Consider the following 19624-nt stretch of genomic DNA (forward strand, 5'->3'; position numbering starts at 1 on the left):
CCTCTCAAATAAGTATATATTCATTTAGCATATTTCTTATTTCACTGGGTGAATTAAACATCATGATATCTATTATTGATAAATTTTGTACAAACTCTTCTTTTTGAAACTGCACATATTTTATGTTATTAGTTTTTAAAAATCTAAGTTCAATTCCATTATTTTCGAAATATGTGTATGAATATAAATTTTGCCCACCGACAGCATTAATATATTTACTCGCATGAAGGTTTTTACAAATTTCTATTATATTATCTTGCCCTTTTAAGTCGTTTCTTTTTTTCACATCAGAAGAAATGAGTATTTCTGTATTTATAGACAAATATCCACAAATTTCTTTAGTTAAAAATGTTAAATATTTTGCTAGATTATCTTCGTTTTGATTTACAATGTTACCTACTAACGAAAAAGTCTCTTTAAAAAAAGGTGCTTTGCTATATGATTCTTTAATAGTTTTTAAGAGCTTTTCATTGTATTTAAAATTACATAAAACTCGAGTTTCATTGATTAGTTTGTTTGGGCTAGCTTTTTCAATTTGCAAATTAATAAATTTTGCATCACCTTGAATTAAAATATTATTTCTATTTATCCACCCCCCTTTTATATAGTTCACATCATCATAGATTACATATTTGTCTACAGCATTTATCAATTGCCAATACCCTATATATGGAAAGAAGTAAGGTTGCATAATTCCTACTTTCAATGTAGCCCACCTCACACAATATTTTTCAAGCATTTAATTTTTTCCCATAATGCTTGTTATGACGCTATAATTGCATGCTATTACTCAAAAAACATTTCATTTTCTCTTAAATCAATTCCTTTTTCTAATTCTAGATAAATGAATTTATTTTGTTTTTTCACTAATATATATCGTCCATTATTTAATAAAAGCTCACCATCTTGTGATGAATTAAAAAGACTTTCTAAATTAGAGCTTTCAATTACTTTTACTGATAATATTTTATATTCTTGTCCCTTTCTATACATTTTAGCCCCTAACGAAGGAATACCAAATGCTCTAATCTTTCTAATCATCACTTCAAGACTATCGCTTTTATTCAAAACTAAATCTTCATTTTTTCTTGAGTAGTAAATTGGAGAGTCAATATTATAATTCTCATCACTCGGTATAAAATTTTGATTATATGCTTTTTTAAATACCTCAGCCTCAGTTAAAAATGTGATTTTATAAAGTAAATCTAAATCTATATTTTCATTAATAGGGATTTTTATTCTAGTAATTATCTTTCCTGTATCAATACCATCATCCATCAAGTGACAAGTTACACCATGTTTTCTCTCATATAATAAGGCTCCATTAATCGGATGCTTTCCTTTTAAATCAGGTAATAATGATGGGTGTATATTAATAAAGAGTTGGCCCATTTTACTCATTTTACTTACAGGTAAGACATATGGACATCCATTGGAAACTAAACAGTTGAAAGACAATTTGTTAAGTTTTTCAATTAAACTCTCCTTGTTATGTATTACATTGAATTGATATCCAATTTCTAATAAATATTTCTCTAAAAATGAATCTTTAACTGCGAAAACCCCAATAATTTCACAGTTCAGTTTCTGCATTTGTTTGAATACCTCAACTCTATTACCAACAAATACATATTTCATTATATCACCTCTTGAAATATTACTATTTAAATAACCAAAATTATTATCACAATTCAATACTTTAGTTATAATAATCGAAATTATTTTTTCACTATGTTAATGAAAACAAAATTATTTGAACCATCAGTAGTTACTACATTCATTTTATAAGTATAAAAACAGCATTTTACAAACCAATCAGATGCTTCTTTGTTAACAGAATACAGACTATTAGGAGCTTATAGGCTCTATTCTATGAAAAGCCTCTTTTTACCTGATGGTCAAAAAATTTCATCAGTAGGTACATGATACAGACGAGCTCTTTCAAATTCATTTTTCATATTATTAGGGAAATCTAGTCAATAGCTTTTAACTACATCCAGTAATATAAACTTCTTTAATAGAATTTCTTAATTAAATTATTTACATGTAACTGTGTAGCAAATAGATAACCTATTGAAACCTCTATTTTTAAATAAAGATTCTATTAATATCATCACTTACGATTTCTTTGAAGCTCTTTAAATCATCTTTAAATGCAAGTAAGCCCAAATTAATAATTTTAGACGCTGAATACCTTTTTAGCACGTAAATAATAAAATTTGAGCTAATAAAGCCTACCCTATCTACTAGTAAATTAATTCATTTTACTCTTTTTCTATTGTAAAATTTATTAATTCAGCTATGTGTTTTATATCGTGTTCAGAAAGCTCATTATATACAGGCAAGCAAAGAATTTTTTTAGATATATCTTCAGCATTGGGACAATCTATTTTTTTATCAAGGTAAGGTAACTTATTTAAAGATGGGTAAAAATAGCGCCTCACCTCGATTTTATTATTTTTTAGTACATTCACAACTTTAATTAATATATCTTCATTTTTAAAAAGCACAGGAAAATAACTATAATTGTACTCAACTTCACTTAGTTTGAAATTCATCCTAATTTTTGATGTTAATAATAAATTATATTGATTATAAATTTCTTTTCTTTTTTCAATAATCTTATCTACATATTTTAAATTGCAAATCCCCATTGCTGCATGGAACTCCGTATTTCTTGCATTAATACCTGGATGTATATAATCCTCTCCTTCAAACCCAAACTTTCTTAAAAGTTGAATCTTTTTATTTACCTCCAGACCTATATTGTTAATGATTCCCCCACCTTCAATAGTATGAAATAACTTAGTTGCATGAAAACTCAAAGTTGAAATGTCTCCATAACTTAAAATAGATTTCCCCTTATACTTCACACCGAACGCATGTGCTGCATCATAAATCACTTTTAAATTATGTTTCTTAGCAATTTCTTCTATTCGCTCTACATCACATGGAATACCATATACATGGGTCGCTAAGATTGCTACAGTATTTTCTGTAATTGCTTCTTCAATTTTATTTGCATCAATACATAGAGAATCTTTACATATATCCACATACACAGGTATACAATTTTCCCACATTATCGCTGTAGTTGTAGCGACAAATGAAAATGGCGTTGTGATTATCTCACCTTTTAAGTCAAGAGCTTTAATTGCAAGTTGCAAAGCAAGTGTACCATTACCCACAAAATGTAATGCTGGCACACCTAGCTTTTCCACTAATTTTTGCTCTAATTCTCTTACATATGGGCCATCGTTTGTTAACCAAACATTTCCCCAAATTTGCTTTATTTTTTCTTCATATTCCTCTATTGGTGGTAGAAATGGTTTTGTAACTGTAATCATTTTTTCATCTCCTAAAAATAGTTTTATATTTCTTTTAGTTAGATAAAAAGATTTTATCATTCGCTAACAGCATAAAGAACCGTTTCCCATGTTACATCTGAATGATGGCCTACGTAATACCTATAATTTAATTCATCAAATTGCTCTCTTAAATACTCATAAATATCTATTAAGTCTTCCCAAGAATGGTATAAACAAACTTGTAATTTCGGTTTATTTATATATATTGTATTTTTTGCACCTTTAAGAGAAGATAACTCAAAACCTTCAACATCTAACTTAATTAAATCAACTTGGCTTAAATTATTCTTTGTAAAATATGTATCAATCGATGTTATTTGGATAATTTCCTTTCCATCTTCTGAAATTTTACTGCCACCTGGATACATTTCATTAAAGCTTATTTTGAGTTGTTCGTTCTTTTCACCCAATCCCTCTCTATTCGCAAAGACATTTCCGTATTTTTGAATTTCTACTGTTTTTTTCAACTCAGAGAAATTTTGCGTTGTTGGTTCGAATGAATGAATTTCACATTCATTATTTAAAGCTTGATTAATCTGTTGAATTGTATCCCCTTGAAAAGCTCCACCATCAATTATTACATCACCTTTTATTGGTGATACTTGAGGGTGAAAATATTGAGGGTACACCGATTGCTTGATAAAACTCTCATCACCTGTCCTTCTAAAGTCTAAAATTCCCTTAAAGACATTAATAGATTCCTGATCTAGATTTTTAAACATCTCATTAAATCGGCCTTCGTTATCAATATAAAACTTTTCAAAATCCATAAAATACAATAAATCTTCATGAATAATTACATAATTTTTAATTTCCTTATATTTCAATTGCTCTTCAATTTCTTTAAAATAGCTACTACATACTACAATTAAATAAGAATTTTGGTTAAGTGAGGACACTTGTTTAAAATCCACTACTTCTATATCATAAAATAGCTTGCCTAACTTCATTTCATCATTGTCAATAAATTTTTCAACCATAATCCCCTGACTTCTCAAATATTCTGCGGTTCTCAAGCCGAAACTACCTGCCCCCCAAAGATACAATTTCCCCTTATTAATACTTAGCTTTTTTAATACCTGCAAATTTTCTAATTTCATATTAAATTTACTCCTCTTACCATTTTTTTGTTAATCATCCCCATTTTTCAAGGAAGCTTTGTTAATGTAAAAATTCTTTTATAAACTGAGATTTTTAATTAAATAAAAAATACATCTGATAAATCACGTTAAATTAGAATTAAGGTGATGTTATAGGAAGTAATTACTTAGATGTTGATTTAGAACCTCGCTCAACTATCACATGCTTAAATAATTCCATTTATACATTATCTAATCAATATTAAAACCTTTAAAGATGCATAAGTTATCTGCCAAAAGCAGTTTTACCACCAAAGTTCTCTCTAATTTAAAAGGCGTTATCGTCTATTTTAATGAAGATTTTTCGTAATAAATTCACTAAAATTCCTATATATCACAACACAAAATGATATTTATGTAAATCATAGAATTATATTAAAATTTGATTATTTTATACCTTTGTTGACATTTTCTTAATTTACTAATAAGTAGCGTCCATCAAATATTTTTTTACACCCTTGAACTTCCTTTAATTTCAAAAATTCTTCCCACTCTGTCACAAGTAACACTGCATCCGTTTCTATCAATACTTCTTCAATTGTCTCCACACATTGCGTCAAATGTTTGACAACAGGATCATAAGCCTTCACAACTGCCCCACGTTTCTCCAACTCTTCAATCAAATAAAGAGATGGTGCCTCACGCAAATCATCCGTATTCGGCTTAAACGCTAAACCTAACATACCAATAATTTTACCTTTGACATCTTCATTAAAGTAATTCAAAATTTTATGCAAAAACAATTCTCGCTGACGGAAGTTCGCTTTAATGGCACTTTCCACAATTGTTAAAGGTGCATCATATTCTCTTCCTAAATATGCAATAGCCTCTGTATCTTTAGGGAAGCAAGAGCCACCATATCCTATACCTGGATTTAAGAACGCTCGTCCAATGCGATGATCTAATCCTATTCCATCTGCTACATCAAGTACATTAGCTCCCATCTTTTCACAAAGATTCGCAATTTCATTAATATAGCTAATTTTTGTTGCTAAAAACGCATTTGCTGCATATTTAATCATCTCAGCACTACGGCGATTCGTTCGTACGACTGGTAGTTTTAAAGAGCTAAATAATTGCTCAACTATATCTCCAGACTCTTGTGATTCGGAACCAATTACAATTCGATCTCCATGAAATGTATCATGAATTGCATGACCTTCACGTAAAAATTCAGGATTCGATACAACATCTATTTTTACGTTAGCCACTAAATTTTCTCTAACGATAGTCTCTACTAAATCATTTGTTCCAATAGGTACTGTACTTTTCAAAACAACAACTGTATCGTTTATAATATTTTTGGCAATATCCTTTGCAGCTTGTCGAATATATGTTAAATCAGCTGCACCGTTATCACTTTGCGGTGTACCAACTGCAATAAACACCATACTAGCCTTCTCACATGCCTCTCGATGATTCGTTGTAAAATATAAGCGATTTGCTTCTATATTTTTTACCATTAATTCAGCTAATCCAGGTTCGTATATAGGTGATTTGCCTTCCTTCAATGTCTTGACTTTTTGCTCATCAATATCAATACAAGTAACTATATGACCAATTTCAGAAAGTACTACACCTGTTACTAAACCTACATAACCTGTACCAATAACCGCTACATTCATCATATCTTTTCCACCACTTCTCTAATATAAGCAAGTACTTCATCTCGCAAATCATCACGCTCTAGTGCAAAGTCGATTGTTGCTTGTACAAAGCCTACCTTACTCCCACAATCATAAAGCTTACCTTGGACATTATGCGCAACAATACGTTCTGAATGATTTAACAACTCGACCGCATCTGTCAATTGAATTTCTCCTCCAGCTCCTGGCTGTGTTACTCTTAATGCTTGAAAAATATTTGGTGTTAAAATATAGCGTCCCATAATCGCTAAGTTTGAAGGTGCTTCCTCAGCTTTTGGTTTTTCAATAAAGCCCTTTACCTCAATCGTCTCTCCTACTACAATATCACTCTTTGGATCGATGACACCATACTGATGTACAACACTTTTATCAACAGCCTGTACACCGATAACAGATGCTTGCTCCTTTTCATACACATCTATTAATTGAGCTAATGCTGGTTGCTCAGCTTGTAAAATAATGTCCCCTAATAATACAGCAAATGGTTCATCGCCAATAAAGCGATGTGCACAGTAGATAGCATCCCCAAGTCCCCTTGCTTCTTTTTGTCGAATATAGTGGATATTTGCTAGATTTGAGATGGTTTGAATATCAGCTAGATCATCCCATTTACCCTTTTTCGTCAACAATTCCTCAAGCTCGTATGTTTTATCAAAGTGGTCTTCAATCGAACGTTTATTGCGCCCACTAATAATAATGATATCCTCAATACCTGCTGCTACCGCTTCTTCGACAATATATTGAATCGTTGGTTTATCAACAATCGGTAACATTTCTTTAGGTTGTGCCTTTGTTGCTGGTAAAAAACGTGTACCTAAACCAGCAGCAGGTATTACAGCCTTGCGTACCTTCTTCATCTATACTCGCTCCTTAAAGTATGCAATTGTTTTTTGGAGACCCTCATCCAACATAATTTTCGGCTCCCAGTTTAATAATTGCTTTGCCTCCTCAATTATTGGCTGGCGTTGTTTTGGATCATCCTGCGGTAATGGTTCATATTGTAAAGATGTTGTGTTTCCTGTCCATTTCACTACTTTTTCAGCTAGCTCCAGCATTGTAAATTCGTTTGGATTCCCTAAATTCATAGGTCCTGTAATATGCTTAGGTGTAGCCATTAATCGTAAAAACCCTTCAATTAAATCATCTACATAGCAAAATGAGCGAGTTTGTTGTCCATCACCATATACAGTTAATGATTTATTTTGTAATGACTGTACAATAAAATTACTAACTACTCGTCCATCCTTGGCATCCATACGTGGACCATATGTATTAAAAATACGAACAATTTTAATCTCAATATCGTACATTCTTGCATAATCAAAAAATAATGTTTCTGCTCCACGTTTCCCTTCATCATAGCAGCTACGGATACCGATTGGATTGACATGTCCCCAATAGTGTTCTGGCTGTGGATGTACTAAAGGATCACCATACACCTCTGATGTAGAGGCTTGGAAAATTTTAGCTTTCTTTTGTTTCGCTAACTCTAGTAAATGTAATGCACCTATTACGCTTGTTTTGAATGTATGTACAGGATTAGCTTGATAATGAATTGGACTTGCTGGACATGCTAAATTGTAAATTTCATCAACATGCCCTAGAGCTGGCAATGGTTCTGTAATATCATGCTGGATAAATGTAATTTTATCAGCTATATGCTGTATATTATCCATTGCCCCTGTTTGTAAATTATCCATACAAACAATTTTATGTCCCTGTACTAACAAGCGATCAATCAAATGTGAGCCTAGAAATCCTGCTCCCCCTGTTACTAAAATACGCTTTTTCATACTTTGCCTCCAAATTTCTTCTGATGCCAAGCCCAAGCTGTTTCAATAATTTGCTGTAAATTATAATTCGGCTCCCAATGAATAATGTTCTTCGCTTTATCTGCACAACCTATTAGTTGCCCAGGATCCCCCAGTCGACGATCTGTTAATTGGTATGTGATAGGTATTCTTGTTACCTTTTCAGCCATCTGTATGATTTCTAAGTTTGAGTACCCCGCACCATTAGCTAAATTTAATTGAAGGTTTTGTTTTTCAGCGATTAAATATTTAGCAGCTCTATAATGAGCATCTGCTAAATCTGTGACATGAATATAATCACGGATACACGTACCATCTGGCGTATCAAAATCTGAGCCAAAAACATTAATTTTTTCTGATTTACCCAACGCTACATCCAAAATTAAAGGGATTAGATGTGGTTCTGGCTCATGCCATTCACCTATTTCACAATCCTCTGCTGCGCCAGCCGCATTAAAATAACGTAGTGCAGCAAAGTTAATACCATACGCCGTTGAATAATCATCCATTAACTGCTCCATCATTAATTTAGTACGTCCATAAGGATTAATTGGATTTTGTGGATGTTCCTCCGTAATCGGTAACGCAATTGGATTGCCGTATGTCGCACACGTTGATGAAAACACAATATTTTTCACATTATATACAAGCATTGTATCTAGTAAATTCACTGTATTTACTAAATTATTTCGGTAATATTTTGCAGGCTCTACTACTGATTCTCCTACATAAGCAAATGCTGCAAAATGAATAACTGTATGAATATTTGGATAGTTTGTAAAAAGTTTGTGTAAATCCTCAAAGGAAGCTAAATCTCCTTCAACAAATGGCACATCATTTGGTACAAATTGTTGATGCCCCGTGCTCAAATTATCGAAGACAACAACTGGTTCACTTTGCTCTACTAAATATTTGACTGTATGTGAACCGATGTATCCTGCCCCTCCAACTACTGCTATCATTTATATTTCCTCCGCCAACTCACGTAGTTGTTCAACCGTTAACCAATCCTCATTCACATCACTTGTATAAGAAAATCCATCTTTCAGCTCTTTTCCACCTTTTGCATATTTTGTCGACCAAAATGGAAACTCTGGCTGAATGACATAATATGTATCAAATTCAACGGTATGTCGTGCATCATCCTCCATAATCATTCCCTCATGCAATTTCTCACCAGGACGAATACCCACAATTTCAATTTCACATTCGGGTGCAATCGCTTTCGCAAGGTCTGTCACCTTCATGCTTGGAATTTTTGGCACAAATATTTCACCACCATGCATGCGCTCTAAATTATCTAATACAAATTGTACACCCTGTTCTAACGTAATCCAGAAACGAGTCATACGCTCATCTGTAACAGGTAATACACCTGTTTCTTTGATTTTCTTAAAGAATGGTACAACACTTCCACGGCTGCCAACAACATTACCGTAACGTACTACTGCAAAACGTGTTTTCTTTTCCCCTACATAAGCATTTGCTCCAACAAATAATTTATCAGACGCTAATTTTGTTGCTCCATATAAATTGACTGGTGCACACGCCTTATCTGTTGATAATGCAATCACCTTTTCGACACCACAGTCAATCGCTGCTTCAATAATATTTTGAGCACCATGAATATTTGTCTTCACTGCTTCAAATGGATTGTATTCACATGCATCCACATGCTTCATCGCAGCAGCATGAATAACAATATCTACACCATCAAATGCTCTATGTAAACGTTCCTGATCTCGGACATCTCCTATAAAGAAACGAAGGCGCTTATCATCAAATTCTTGCTTCATTTCGTATTGCTTTAACTCGTCACGGCTAAATATGATTATTTTTTTTACACCAAGCTCCAATGCTTTTTTGGTGAACTTCTTGCCAAATGATCCTGTCCCGCCCGTTACTAATACTGTTTTATTTTTTAGTACGTTCATTTATGTATATCCCCTATCTATCCGAAAAAGTTTATATAGTATCTCAAATTATACACCAAAATGATTACCCTATATATCGACAAAATTCCTTAAAAATAAATAAAAAACCTACATCTCTGTAGATTTTTTAATCTTTTGTACTATTCGATTCGTTTCAACATTCTTTTAGTAAAGATAAAAACTTTTCATATTGAACTAGCTGCGCATTATTTATTACAGCTCCATTATAAGCTGTATTATAGACTCGTATTTTTGTGGAAGCACACTTACTTTCAAACCATTTAAGATAGCTATATAAATTCAAAGTAGTATGAATTGAAGTTCCTCTATTAGATGGAATTTCAATTAACTTTTCATCAGCAGATACTATTCTACCTGATGTAGAACCAACAACATGTGTTTCTTCAGCCTCAAAGCCTAAATCTTGTCCAAACAAAAATATAGTAGCAAAACCGAAGTACTCTAAAAGACTAAAACCAGTAGTTGCTACTGAACCACCTGTTTCTAATAAAGGGTAAGATAAATCAGTTGCTTGTCGTTCTGCTAAAGAATATCCTTCCTGTAAAAGAATCGTCTTACTATGAGCATATGCTTGTACGGTTTTATAGTTTGCTGTACTTAAATAAAATAAATGCCCTGTATATGCGGTATGGTTAACTTGATAATAAATATTATCTTTAGGATCTGAAATGATTACTGCATTTGGTACTACACCATGGTTTAATAGAAAGTTTAATGCTGAACCTACACATAATATGTATAATTCTTTTTGTTGTTCTTTCAACCATTCTACAGTATCCTTCAAAGATGGTCCACTTGCCACTAAACAAGCATTTTTCCGTTGACTGATTCGAGCCTTTTGTTCAACTAAATCAAAATGATTCAATGCACTATTGAAAGAGAAGTTTTCTACCATTTGTTCAGCACTCTGTTTGTATGTTACTTGCTTCATCTTTATATCCGCTAAGGAGAAATATAAAGGATGCTCCTCATCTATTGTATTCATCCAAACTTGGGGAATAATAATTTGTAAATTTCCATTCCACTCTATATCTTGAAAACTCCCGATTTTAATGTTGTATTGAGCAAATGGAAAATCCTGTTCTATTGAATGAAATACTATTCTTTCCTCTTCATTTAGAGCAACCACTTGAACAGATTTATTTGTATCTATCAATTCACATAATGCAGCTAAATGATATCCTAAACCAAGTCCAATTAGTATATAGCCCGAAGCCTGTATATCAAAATCAGAAATAATATTTTTAGTCGCTTCTCGCTGAGGATTATACTTGCTATAAATATAGCGTCCATTTAGTTTTAATGTCCATTGCCCATTTTTTGCCTTTTCTTTTTCGAAATTCATGACTGTTTTTGAACACTTATTTGTTGAACATTTTCAAAAAAAGGAGAAATTTCATATTCAAATAAGTCTGCTACTAAGCTGTAATCTTGTATTGTTAACCCATCATTAATTTCATTTAAGTATTCATTGATTTTGTCAATATTTAATTCACTACTCATCCCATTTTGCGTAACTAAATTATCTACTTCAATTAACCAAATAACACCTTCTGTAAAATTTCTTATATTTTCAAGTGCCTCAGTCACTCTATCTTCCCTTAGTAAATTTGAAATAATCATACTCCCCGCAGGCATTTTTTGCATATATTGATTATAGCTTTTAATTGTTTCTGTTATGATTGCTTCCATTCAGACGATTCCTCAACTTTCTTTAATGTTTCGATGGTATATTGTTTAGCATGTTTTAAGGCTACTAATAAGCGTGTGTAAAGATCCTTATTTTTTGCAAATATGTGAATATACGCTTCCTCTTGCGATTCATACTTTTTCGCTGGGTACTTATTTAGTACATCTAAAGTAATAGGTTCAACAATTCTTTGAATAAACAATTGTGGAATAAGCCTTTCTGCTAATTTATCCAATTTATTTAGATTTTTAACTACATTTGGCTCAAATGCAATCGTTGACCTATTTTTAGTTAACAGCAAAATGGCATAATCCATCTCTTTAATTAATTTATCGTACATTTGTAACTGATTATTAAGTGCTTTTTTATATTCTTCTAAGTCGCCTTTCTTTTCTTCTGTTATCTCCGTTGACTCAGCCACACTATCTTCAAATGGCTTTACAAAATTTTTATAAAATTCATCGAAGGAGCATTGCTTTATGCCTTCAATACAGAGCCCACCCTCTGTACAGTTAAATATTGGTGATTCATGTACTAACAAACTATTTGTGATTTCAAAGTTTTTTTTCATGGAATAAAAAGCATAGTCTGTCAACACTTTATCACCAAAATACCCCTCTACTTCAAACATCCCTCGTTGCTTTTTATAATTATCATCAATTGCTTGTGAATATTTATTATTATTGGCATGTGTTAAATTGTTTGTATACGCTAAATCTTGACCAATGAAAGCGATAGGGCCTGTTGTCATATAGGCTGCTATAGAAAAAGCAAAGTTCGCTACTGAGCCTCCTCCTCTCATTAAAGGTGGCTCCAATCCTAGTAAATTTTTTAATTGTTTAGCAAATTCCAAGTCGATTAACTCTAAAAAGCTATATTTTTGATTGGTAAATTCATCTTGAATTTTGTAATGGCTCCCTAAATGATAAAGTAATTTAGAGTTTTTCACCTGTATATTTTGAAAATGGTGATAATTCTCCACCCCAGCATCTACTGTCACAATATAATTAGGCTCAATACCAGTCGCTAATAACGAATTAACTGTAGAGCCTGCTGCTAAAATAATAACTTTATTTTGCATTTGTTTTAATAATGGCAACTGCTTTGTTAAAGAAGGTCCTCCTGAAGCGATGATGATGGGATGATGATATTTTTTATTTAACACTTTTATGGTGTTATCCTTAAAAGCATGGTATGTGTTGTGGATATAATTTTGCTGCCACACATCAGCATAGCGATTCGCCGTATTGACAGAAATTTTATGAACAATTTGCACATCTAGCACGGATTTCAGTACATCATTATACTCTTTCGGAAAAATTTTATCGTAATTAGGCGTGCAAATTACTTTAATTTTCGTGCTTAAATTTTGCAGCTTATCCGAAATCATATTCTCTAGTTCCATTTTAATGATTTTTGAAATAACTGTACATTCCTGCTCCTCCACAGGTAAAAATTCATACACTGGATCGATAATAATAATGTTCTCTTTTGCAACGTGTTGCTGTAACAGTGCTTCCTTTAAATACCCCATTCCATAACCGAATAAAATGTATACATAGTCTAAAGATAACTCCTTGCTGATTATTCTTTCTGCCTCTGTGTGTGGATCATATTTGCTATGTATAAAAAAATCATTTATTTTCAAAATGGCTAACCCATTTTTGGATTGCTGCACTTCTATCTTATACGCTGTCATGCACTAACCACCTCTCTTTTTATCGTCCATACTTCTTCATTTTGCCATAAAAAAACCTCTAACTCGAGAGCTAGAGGTTTACTTTTTAAAATTAACCTAATAATTGTAGTACGCCTTGTGGCTGTTGGTTCGCTTGCGCTAACATAGATTGTGCAGCTTGCATTAAGATGTTGTTTTTCGTGAAGTTCATCATCTCTTTTGCCATATCTGTATCACGGATACGAGATTCAGCAGCTGTTAAGTTTTCTGAAGTAGCACCTAAGTTATTGATTGTGTGCTCTAAACGATTTTGAACAGCCCCTAGTTTAGAACGCTCACCTGAAACTTTCGTAATCGCTGAATTGATTGTTGTGATTGCTGTATTAGCATTTGCTTGAGAAGAAATGCTAACACCCGTACCTGCAGCTGTACCATTTACAGATAATGAAGTTGCACTCATGTTGTCAACTGAAAGTGTAATAGATTGACCTGCATTCGCACCGATGTGGAATACTTTACCAGAGAATGAACCCGTTAATAATTTTTGCGTGTTGAACTCTGTATCTGTTGAGATACGTGTAATTTCTGTCGCTAATGCATTAATTTCTTTTTGTAAATCACCACGGTCAGAAGTTACGTTTGTATCATTCGCAGATTGTACTGCTAATTCACGCATACGTTGTAAAATTGCATGTGTTTCGTTTAATGCACCCTCAGCCGTTTGGATTAATGAAATTGAGTCTTGTGCATTTTTAGTTGCCATATCAAGACCACGAATTTGTCCACGCATTTTTTCTGAGATTGCTAAACCAGCAGCATCATCGCCCGCACGGTTAATTTTGTAACCAGAAGATAATTTCTCAATGTTTTTGCTCGCTTGCGTGTTGTTGTAGCCTAGGTTACGGTGTGTGTTTAATGCTGAAATGTTGTGTTGAATTCTCATGATAGAATTCCTCCTTGAATTGTTTTTGTATAACCCACATCCATGTGGGAAAGTTTGGCATCAATAGTATGTACTACTTCTACCATACAGTTTATATATCGTAAGAGGTTGTAAATAGTTAATAGTTTTTTGAAAAATTTTTTATTTATTTTTTTTGAGTGTATTTAATATATCTACAGATGCAGTAAGTGCTTCTTTATTTTGCTCCTGTATTGCCTCAAATACTTCTGAACGATGGACTTTCACAGATTTAGGAGCTACAATTCCTAGTTTGACTTGTTCCCCTTCGACTGCTAATATTTTCACTTCAATTTGATCGCCAATTATAATTGATTCTCCTTTTTTTCTTGATAGTACAAGCATTAATCGGCACTTCCTTCCATAGAACCAATTGGATGTCGTAAAGGATAGCTAGTACTATCTTGTAAAACGATTTGCTTACCCAGTTTTTTTACGGTATTCACAATAACTGGCGCTAATAAATTCATAGTCGACTCTTGAAATGTTTCTTTCAATGTCAAAATAGCGTATGCGATAACATCTTCTTCTTGTTCAATTTGTAAATCTATTTTTTCATCTTCATTAATATCAAATGCATAGTCTTTTTTAAACGCAAATGGATAGGCAAGTATAAAGCTCAATTCTTGCTGTTCAATTGATTGTAAAACAACCAACGGCAAATCAGCATCTAATGGCAATAACACAAATTTTTGCGCATCAGGAAAACCAGGTAACCCTGCTGTAAAAGTTAAAATATCTTGTTCTTGGATTTCTACTGTACCTAAAAATTTTGTCTCAATATTCATTTCATTGCCCTCTCCTTTAACCAATTACATCAATCTCAATATGTGGTCTTTGCACCATTGTACCAGTTACTTTTCCTGGCGTATATTCGTGAATTGGTTTGTTTACCTTAACATCAATTTTAGGCTCCCTGCGTTGAATATTTATATCAGTTGTACCTGGTGTATAATCAATTTTGACAGAACCGATGGATGGTACAAATTTAATGTTAAATGGTGTGCGATGTGGACCATGATTTTGTTTCGCGATATTTTGAATCGTTGCTCGTCCCTGCTCTTTCCCAGCAGATAACATCATTTGTCGACCTTCTCCTGCTCTTCTGGCAGCTCCTTTCAACGCACCTTGAGCTCCTTCAGCAGCAAATTTTCTTGTAGCCTCAAGTGGCCCAACTAATCCTAAATCTCGTCTGGCCTGTGATGAGTCAATCCTCAAAACGCCTTTGGTAGTGTTGATTTCTAGTATCGCAGCTGGCTGTTCAATATGTTGAGTTGCTCTTGGTTGTTCAATATGTTGCTGTGGCTTTGTGATATTTAAATCCATTTGAATATCTGTTGTCTGAATTTGAATTTGTGGGAGTCTCATAGGTGGCTCTCCTTTCAAGAAAAGCGTCTGAACAATTTGTCCAAACGCCTTTTAGAATCATTATGAAAATCACTATTTTTTAGCACTACATTATCTTATAAAAGGTAGATTAACGGTTTCGCTTTCGAGATAAAATTTTAGTAGATTTTATCTTATGAAATCTACTAAAGTTTGCTGGATAATTTTCGCACCTACTGATAATGCAGCTTGGTGAATCGATTCTTGTGTGACCATTTCTGTAATTGTCTTTGCATAATCTGTATCTTCATTAAGAGATAATTGCTTTGTAACGTTAACTTCTTGCATACCTAATCGATTTTCCATCATTTCCACACGATTTTGACGAGCACCTACATCTGCTCTTGCTGTCAATGTGCTCTCATTAACAACGTCTAAATCAGAAAGTTTAGCACTAATTGTTGCAGATGTTCCACCACTTTGCAAAAGCGTATTAGTCTGTGCCATAAAATTATCAATATCTGCAAATAAAGTAGTTCCAGGTGTGTTAATATTCATTGCAATCCCATCAAAGACATTAATCTCGATAGGCTTTCCACCGCCTGAAGTGATAGCTGGGTTTGGTGCCCCCCCTGCAAGATAAAGTGGCTCATTTGTATGCGTTCCAGAAAAAATATAGTTTTCGCCAACTTTTGTATTGGCAATATCACGTAATTGTTCTCTAATTTGTTCCATTTCTGCATTAATTTTTTGGCGATCTTCAGGTGTATTAGAATCATTGGCAGCTTGTACAATAAGCTCTTTAACGCGCTTTAAAGCAGAACCTACTTGGTCAAACGCCTCATCCGTTGTATCTAGCCATGTATGTGCTTCACGAATATTGCGTTGATATTGAACATTTTTATCAATATCGACACGGTAGCCCATACCTTTTACAGCTACTACAGGGTCGTCAGAAGGTCTTGTAATTTTGCTACCTGAATCTAGCATGTTCTGATATTTAGACATTTTATTATAGCTTGTATTTAAATTACGCAGCATATTGCTTGATAGCATTGATTGTGTAACGCGCATGATGCATCTCCTCTCAGTTAAGTAGAGTGGCTATTATAGCCCTACTCTACCCATACCATTGATAATTTTATCTAATGTTTCATCCACCACTGTAATCATACGTGCATTTGCATTGTATGCTTGTTGGAATGAAATCATATTCGTCATCTCTTCGTCTAAAGATACAGAACTCATAGAATCACGGTTATTGGAAATTTGCAAATGCAATGTTTTGGAGTTAAAGGCATTACGCTCAGCCTCTTGTCCTGTTACGGCTAAATCTCCTACGAGTGATTTATAGAACCCTTGGAATGTACCTTGATTTAGAGCTGCCCGTGGATCTGATTGTAGCTTTGCCAGCTCACGCATATTATTATTATTACCTTCTTCACCTAAAGCACTAGACACAGCCACTTGTTTCGGATCTGTAATGACTACTTGGAAATCTCGTGCTGTTGTTCCTGTGAAAAAGTTATTGTTTGTACTATTATCAAGACCATAACCAGCGCGATGTTGTGTATTAAATGTTGTAATAAATTCATTCGCCAATCTATCTAAATCAGCTAACATCTCTGGGTAGATGCCTTGCCCACCACTATGTCCATACGCATCAATTAAAGAATGTAAACTTCCTTTACTTGGCTCCATTTGATTATAGGCAATAGTTGTATACGTTCCTCCAGTTAGTGGATCTGTTGGCGGTTCACCGATAGCAGAGATTCTAATTCCTCCAAATTCAGTGAATCCACCTGTTGTCAAATTATCGACATCACTATCAACACGATTACCACTTGTATCTACTGTTGCTAATTTGGCATACTCTTTACCATCTACTAATTTCACAGGTGCGCTTCCATCTGCTGGCACATATGTAATTGTCATCGAGCCTTCTGCTATATCTTTGGCCATCCCACCTGATTTTTGCCATGAAATCGATACAGGAATATGTGTATTTAATTCATCCACTAATAAATCACGTGCATCATATAAATCATTTGGTATATAACCATTTGGCTCAACAGCTTGGATTTGTTTATTAATATGTGCAATCTGCTTGAGAATTGAGCTTACTTTATCTGTTGTCACACTAATTTCATTTCCGATATTGCCTTGAATCAGTTTTAACTGCCGATCCATATAGTTAAAGGATTCTGCTAATGTTTTTCCTTTAGCGATTAACACTTGACGTCCAGCCGTGTCCTTTGGGTTGTCAATCACATCCTCCATCGACTTCCAAAAATCGGTGAATGATTGGTTAATACCAAATTCAGAAGGCTCTGACATAATATCTTCCATCTGTGAAATGGATTTCGTTGCTGATTCCCAATAGCCAAGCTTATTTGTTTCTTGACGATATTGTCGATCGATAAACTCATCACGAATACGTTTAATCGAACCTGCTTCTACCCCTGTTCCTAAATGACCTGGATAGATAGGTTGGTTTAAACCTGCTGTTGGAAAACCTGGTGTTGCCTGCATGTTTACACGTTGACGTGAATAGCCAAGTGTATTGGCATTTGAAATATTATGCCCTGTTGTATACAAAGCTGTTTGCTGTGTAAATAAACCACGCTTATTTGTCTCTAGTCCCATAAATGTTGAACGCATCTGTGTACCTCCCTATGCTTGTGAATCAAAGTATGATTTTTTAGCAATCGTATTTGTGCCTTTTACTTCCTTATCAGAATAATTGATAGATTCCTGCTGTGGTCTGAAGGCACCTAAAGTTAAATTAACAACTTGCAGTGATTGAAATACCAATTTTTGATTTAAGTCATTTTGTTGCTTTAATGCTTGAATAAGCTGTAGTAATCGTTGGCGAACAGCTGATAATACCTCTTTATCTGCTGGCTGTTTAGCAGCTTCGATGACATCTGCGACAGTCATTTTGTCAGTTGCAGCAAATCCATTTGCTACAAGGTAGTCTGTTACCTGTTGCTGACGCTGTTGCTCGAGCTTATCGATGGCCGCTACATGTGCCTGCTCATCCTTGAGCATTTGGTCCAGTGCTTCGATATCGCCTATTTTAATAATTTCTGTTTTTTTCAAAGCTAGCTCTAATAAACTTTTATGCATACGTTCTAGCTTTTCCAATGTAGAACAAATCGTTTCTACAGACATTTTGCTCGACACCTTCCTTCTTTAGAAACGATAATACTTCAGCATATCCTCTGCTACTTTGCGTGCATCTACTTTATATTTACCAGCGTCAATCTCTTCCTTCAACTGCTTTACACGCTCAGCTCGTTCCGTTCCGTATGTTGAAACATCACGCATCTCTTGTGCAGCCTTTGAAATTTCAATCTTATCAGCAAAAGACGCTTTATTCGCATTTGCTTTCACATTACGTGTTTGATTTTTATACGCATTCAGTGCATTGATACCATATGATGTAATTTTCATTAGTAAACCTCCAATCTAAAAGCCTTTCTTCTTATTATTTCGGATTCGCTTGCTTAATGTTAAGTTTTAAACATGAAAAAGTGTGTTAATTTTTGTTAGCAATTAACACACTTCCTTATTATGAATTATCGCGCTCTCCGTGGTATGTTGCCTTATCTCGTGCTGCAATACCATCTCGAAACTCTTTCGCTGCATCAAAAGTGCGCAAATCTGATTTTAAGGCATCTTGACATTTCGAACATAATTTACCTGTCGTTGTTAAATGACCACAATTATCGCACGGGTAGCCTAAGTTAGGGAACATCGCTGGCTGTAGACGACCTTTTCGCACCCACTTATATAATAAATCTTGGTCAGCACCTGTTGCTTCTACTATACGCTCCACTGTCGCAGCACGGTTTTCTCGCTTGCGTAAAAAGCGATAGACAATTTGGTACAATTCCTCTTCTGACTGTGCACACTTATGACAAACTTCTCGAACACCCGTATAATTAAAAAAACTATCACATTTTGGGCAATTGCGAATTTCCGCCATGTTATTTCCCTCCTACCTCAACAAATTCTATACATCTCATTATACATGACATCATACTA

General features: G+C 33.9%; 21 protein-coding genes. All 21 read right to left on the reverse strand.

The genetic code is table 11. The features are described from left to right. Positions 1-4: 4 nt before the first annotated feature. A complete protein-coding gene (locus OPF91_RS04715) occupies positions 5-706 on the reverse strand; it encodes a WbqC family protein (RefSeq protein ID WP_264987531.1) in 702 nt (233 codons plus the stop codon). A gap of 80 nt (positions 707-786) precedes the next feature. Further along, on the reverse strand, positions 787-1638 hold the full coding sequence (locus tag OPF91_RS04720; protein ID WP_264987532.1) for a formyltransferase family protein: 852 nt from the start codon (positions 1636-1638) through the stop codon (positions 787-789). Positions 1639-2264: 626 nt separating this feature from the next. Beyond that, a complete protein-coding gene (locus tag OPF91_RS04725; protein WP_264987533.1) occupies positions 2265-3347 on the reverse strand; it encodes a DegT/DnrJ/EryC1/StrS family aminotransferase in 1083 nt (360 codons plus the stop codon). 56 nt (positions 3348-3403) lie between these two features. Further along, the gene (locus OPF91_RS04730) at positions 3404-4468 is read right to left on the reverse strand and encodes an FkbM family methyltransferase (protein ID WP_264987534.1); all 1065 of its coding nucleotides are present in this window, start codon (positions 4466-4468) and stop codon (positions 3404-3406) included. Between the two features lie 452 nt (positions 4469-4920). Then, entirely contained in the window at positions 4921-6135 is a 1215-nt protein-coding gene (locus OPF91_RS04735) for a UDP-glucose dehydrogenase family protein (protein WP_264987535.1), read from the reverse strand. After that, the gene (gene galU, locus OPF91_RS04740) at positions 6132-7010 is read right to left on the reverse strand and encodes a UTP--glucose-1-phosphate uridylyltransferase GalU (protein ID WP_264987536.1); all 879 of its coding nucleotides are present in this window, start codon (positions 7008-7010) and stop codon (positions 6132-6134) included. The genes OPF91_RS04735 and galU overlap by 4 nt, the downstream gene beginning before the upstream one ends. Continuing rightward, positions 7011-7946, reverse strand: coding sequence for a UDP-glucuronic acid decarboxylase family protein (locus tag OPF91_RS04745; RefSeq protein WP_264987537.1), 936 nt, complete (start codon positions 7944-7946; stop codon positions 7011-7013). Continuing rightward, a complete protein-coding gene (gene galE / locus OPF91_RS04750; protein ID WP_264987538.1) occupies positions 7943-8926 on the reverse strand; it encodes a UDP-glucose 4-epimerase GalE in 984 nt (327 codons plus the stop codon). The genes OPF91_RS04745 and galE overlap by 4 nt, the downstream gene beginning before the upstream one ends. After that, the gene (gene pseB, locus OPF91_RS04755; protein WP_264987539.1) at positions 8927-9898 is read right to left on the reverse strand and encodes a UDP-N-acetylglucosamine 4,6-dehydratase (inverting); all 972 of its coding nucleotides are present in this window, start codon (positions 9896-9898) and stop codon (positions 8927-8929) included. 154 nt (positions 9899-10052) lie between these two features. Then, entirely contained in the window at positions 10053-11264 is a 1212-nt protein-coding gene (locus OPF91_RS04760) for a motility associated factor glycosyltransferase family protein (protein WP_264987540.1), read from the reverse strand. Next, on the reverse strand, positions 11261-11611 hold the full coding sequence (locus tag OPF91_RS04765; protein ID WP_264987541.1) for a DUF8042 domain-containing protein: 351 nt from the start codon (positions 11609-11611) through the stop codon (positions 11261-11263). The genes OPF91_RS04760 and OPF91_RS04765 overlap by 4 nt, the downstream gene beginning before the upstream one ends. Further along, positions 11596-13308, reverse strand: coding sequence for a motility associated factor glycosyltransferase family protein (locus OPF91_RS04770; RefSeq protein ID WP_264987542.1), 1713 nt, complete (start codon positions 13306-13308; stop codon positions 11596-11598). The genes OPF91_RS04765 and OPF91_RS04770 overlap by 16 nt, the downstream gene beginning before the upstream one ends. Positions 13309-13399: 91 nt before the next feature. Beyond that, positions 13400-14230, reverse strand: coding sequence for a flagellin Hag (gene hag / locus OPF91_RS04775; protein WP_264987543.1), 831 nt, complete (start codon positions 14228-14230; stop codon positions 13400-13402). A 141-nt stretch (positions 14231-14371) separates the two neighbouring features. Then, a complete protein-coding gene (gene csrA, locus OPF91_RS04780; protein ID WP_264987544.1) occupies positions 14372-14593 on the reverse strand; it encodes a carbon storage regulator CsrA in 222 nt (73 codons plus the stop codon). Then, on the reverse strand, positions 14593-15036 hold the full coding sequence (gene fliW, locus OPF91_RS04785) for a flagellar assembly protein FliW (RefSeq protein ID WP_264987545.1): 444 nt from the start codon (positions 15034-15036) through the stop codon (positions 14593-14595). The genes csrA and fliW overlap by 1 nt, the downstream gene beginning before the upstream one ends. A 16-nt stretch (positions 15037-15052) precedes the next feature. Continuing rightward, positions 15053-15616, reverse strand: a complete 564-nt coding sequence (locus OPF91_RS04790; RefSeq protein ID WP_264987546.1) for a DUF6470 family protein — start codon at positions 15614-15616, stop codon at positions 15053-15055. 147 nt (positions 15617-15763) lie between these two features. Further along, positions 15764-16648, reverse strand: coding sequence for a flagellar hook-associated protein FlgL (gene flgL / locus OPF91_RS04795; RefSeq protein WP_264987547.1), 885 nt, complete (start codon positions 16646-16648; stop codon positions 15764-15766). A gap of 33 nt (positions 16649-16681) precedes the next feature. Next, positions 16682-18235 (reverse strand): flagellar hook-associated protein FlgK, encoded by a 1554-nt coding sequence (gene flgK, locus OPF91_RS04800; RefSeq protein ID WP_264987548.1) that lies wholly within the window; start codon positions 18233-18235, stop codon positions 16682-16684. A 12-nt stretch (positions 18236-18247) separates the two neighbouring features. Beyond that, entirely contained in the window at positions 18248-18748 is a 501-nt protein-coding gene (locus tag OPF91_RS04805; RefSeq protein WP_264987549.1) for a flagellar protein FlgN, read from the reverse strand. Positions 18749-18769: 21 nt separating this feature from the next. Continuing rightward, complete coding sequence (gene flgM, locus OPF91_RS04810) at positions 18770-19030, reverse strand: flagellar biosynthesis anti-sigma factor FlgM (protein ID WP_264987550.1); 261 nt, start codon at positions 19028-19030, stop codon at positions 18770-18772. 118 nt (positions 19031-19148) lie between these two features. Next, on the reverse strand, positions 19149-19565 hold the full coding sequence (locus tag OPF91_RS04815) for a TIGR03826 family flagellar region protein (protein WP_264987551.1): 417 nt from the start codon (positions 19563-19565) through the stop codon (positions 19149-19151). Positions 19566-19624: the final 59 nt, after the last annotated feature.

Source organism: Lysinibacillus piscis (assembly GCF_026012395.1).
In the GTDB taxonomy this organism is placed as follows: domain Bacteria; phylum Bacillota; class Bacilli; order Bacillales_A; family Planococcaceae; genus Lysinibacillus; species Lysinibacillus piscis.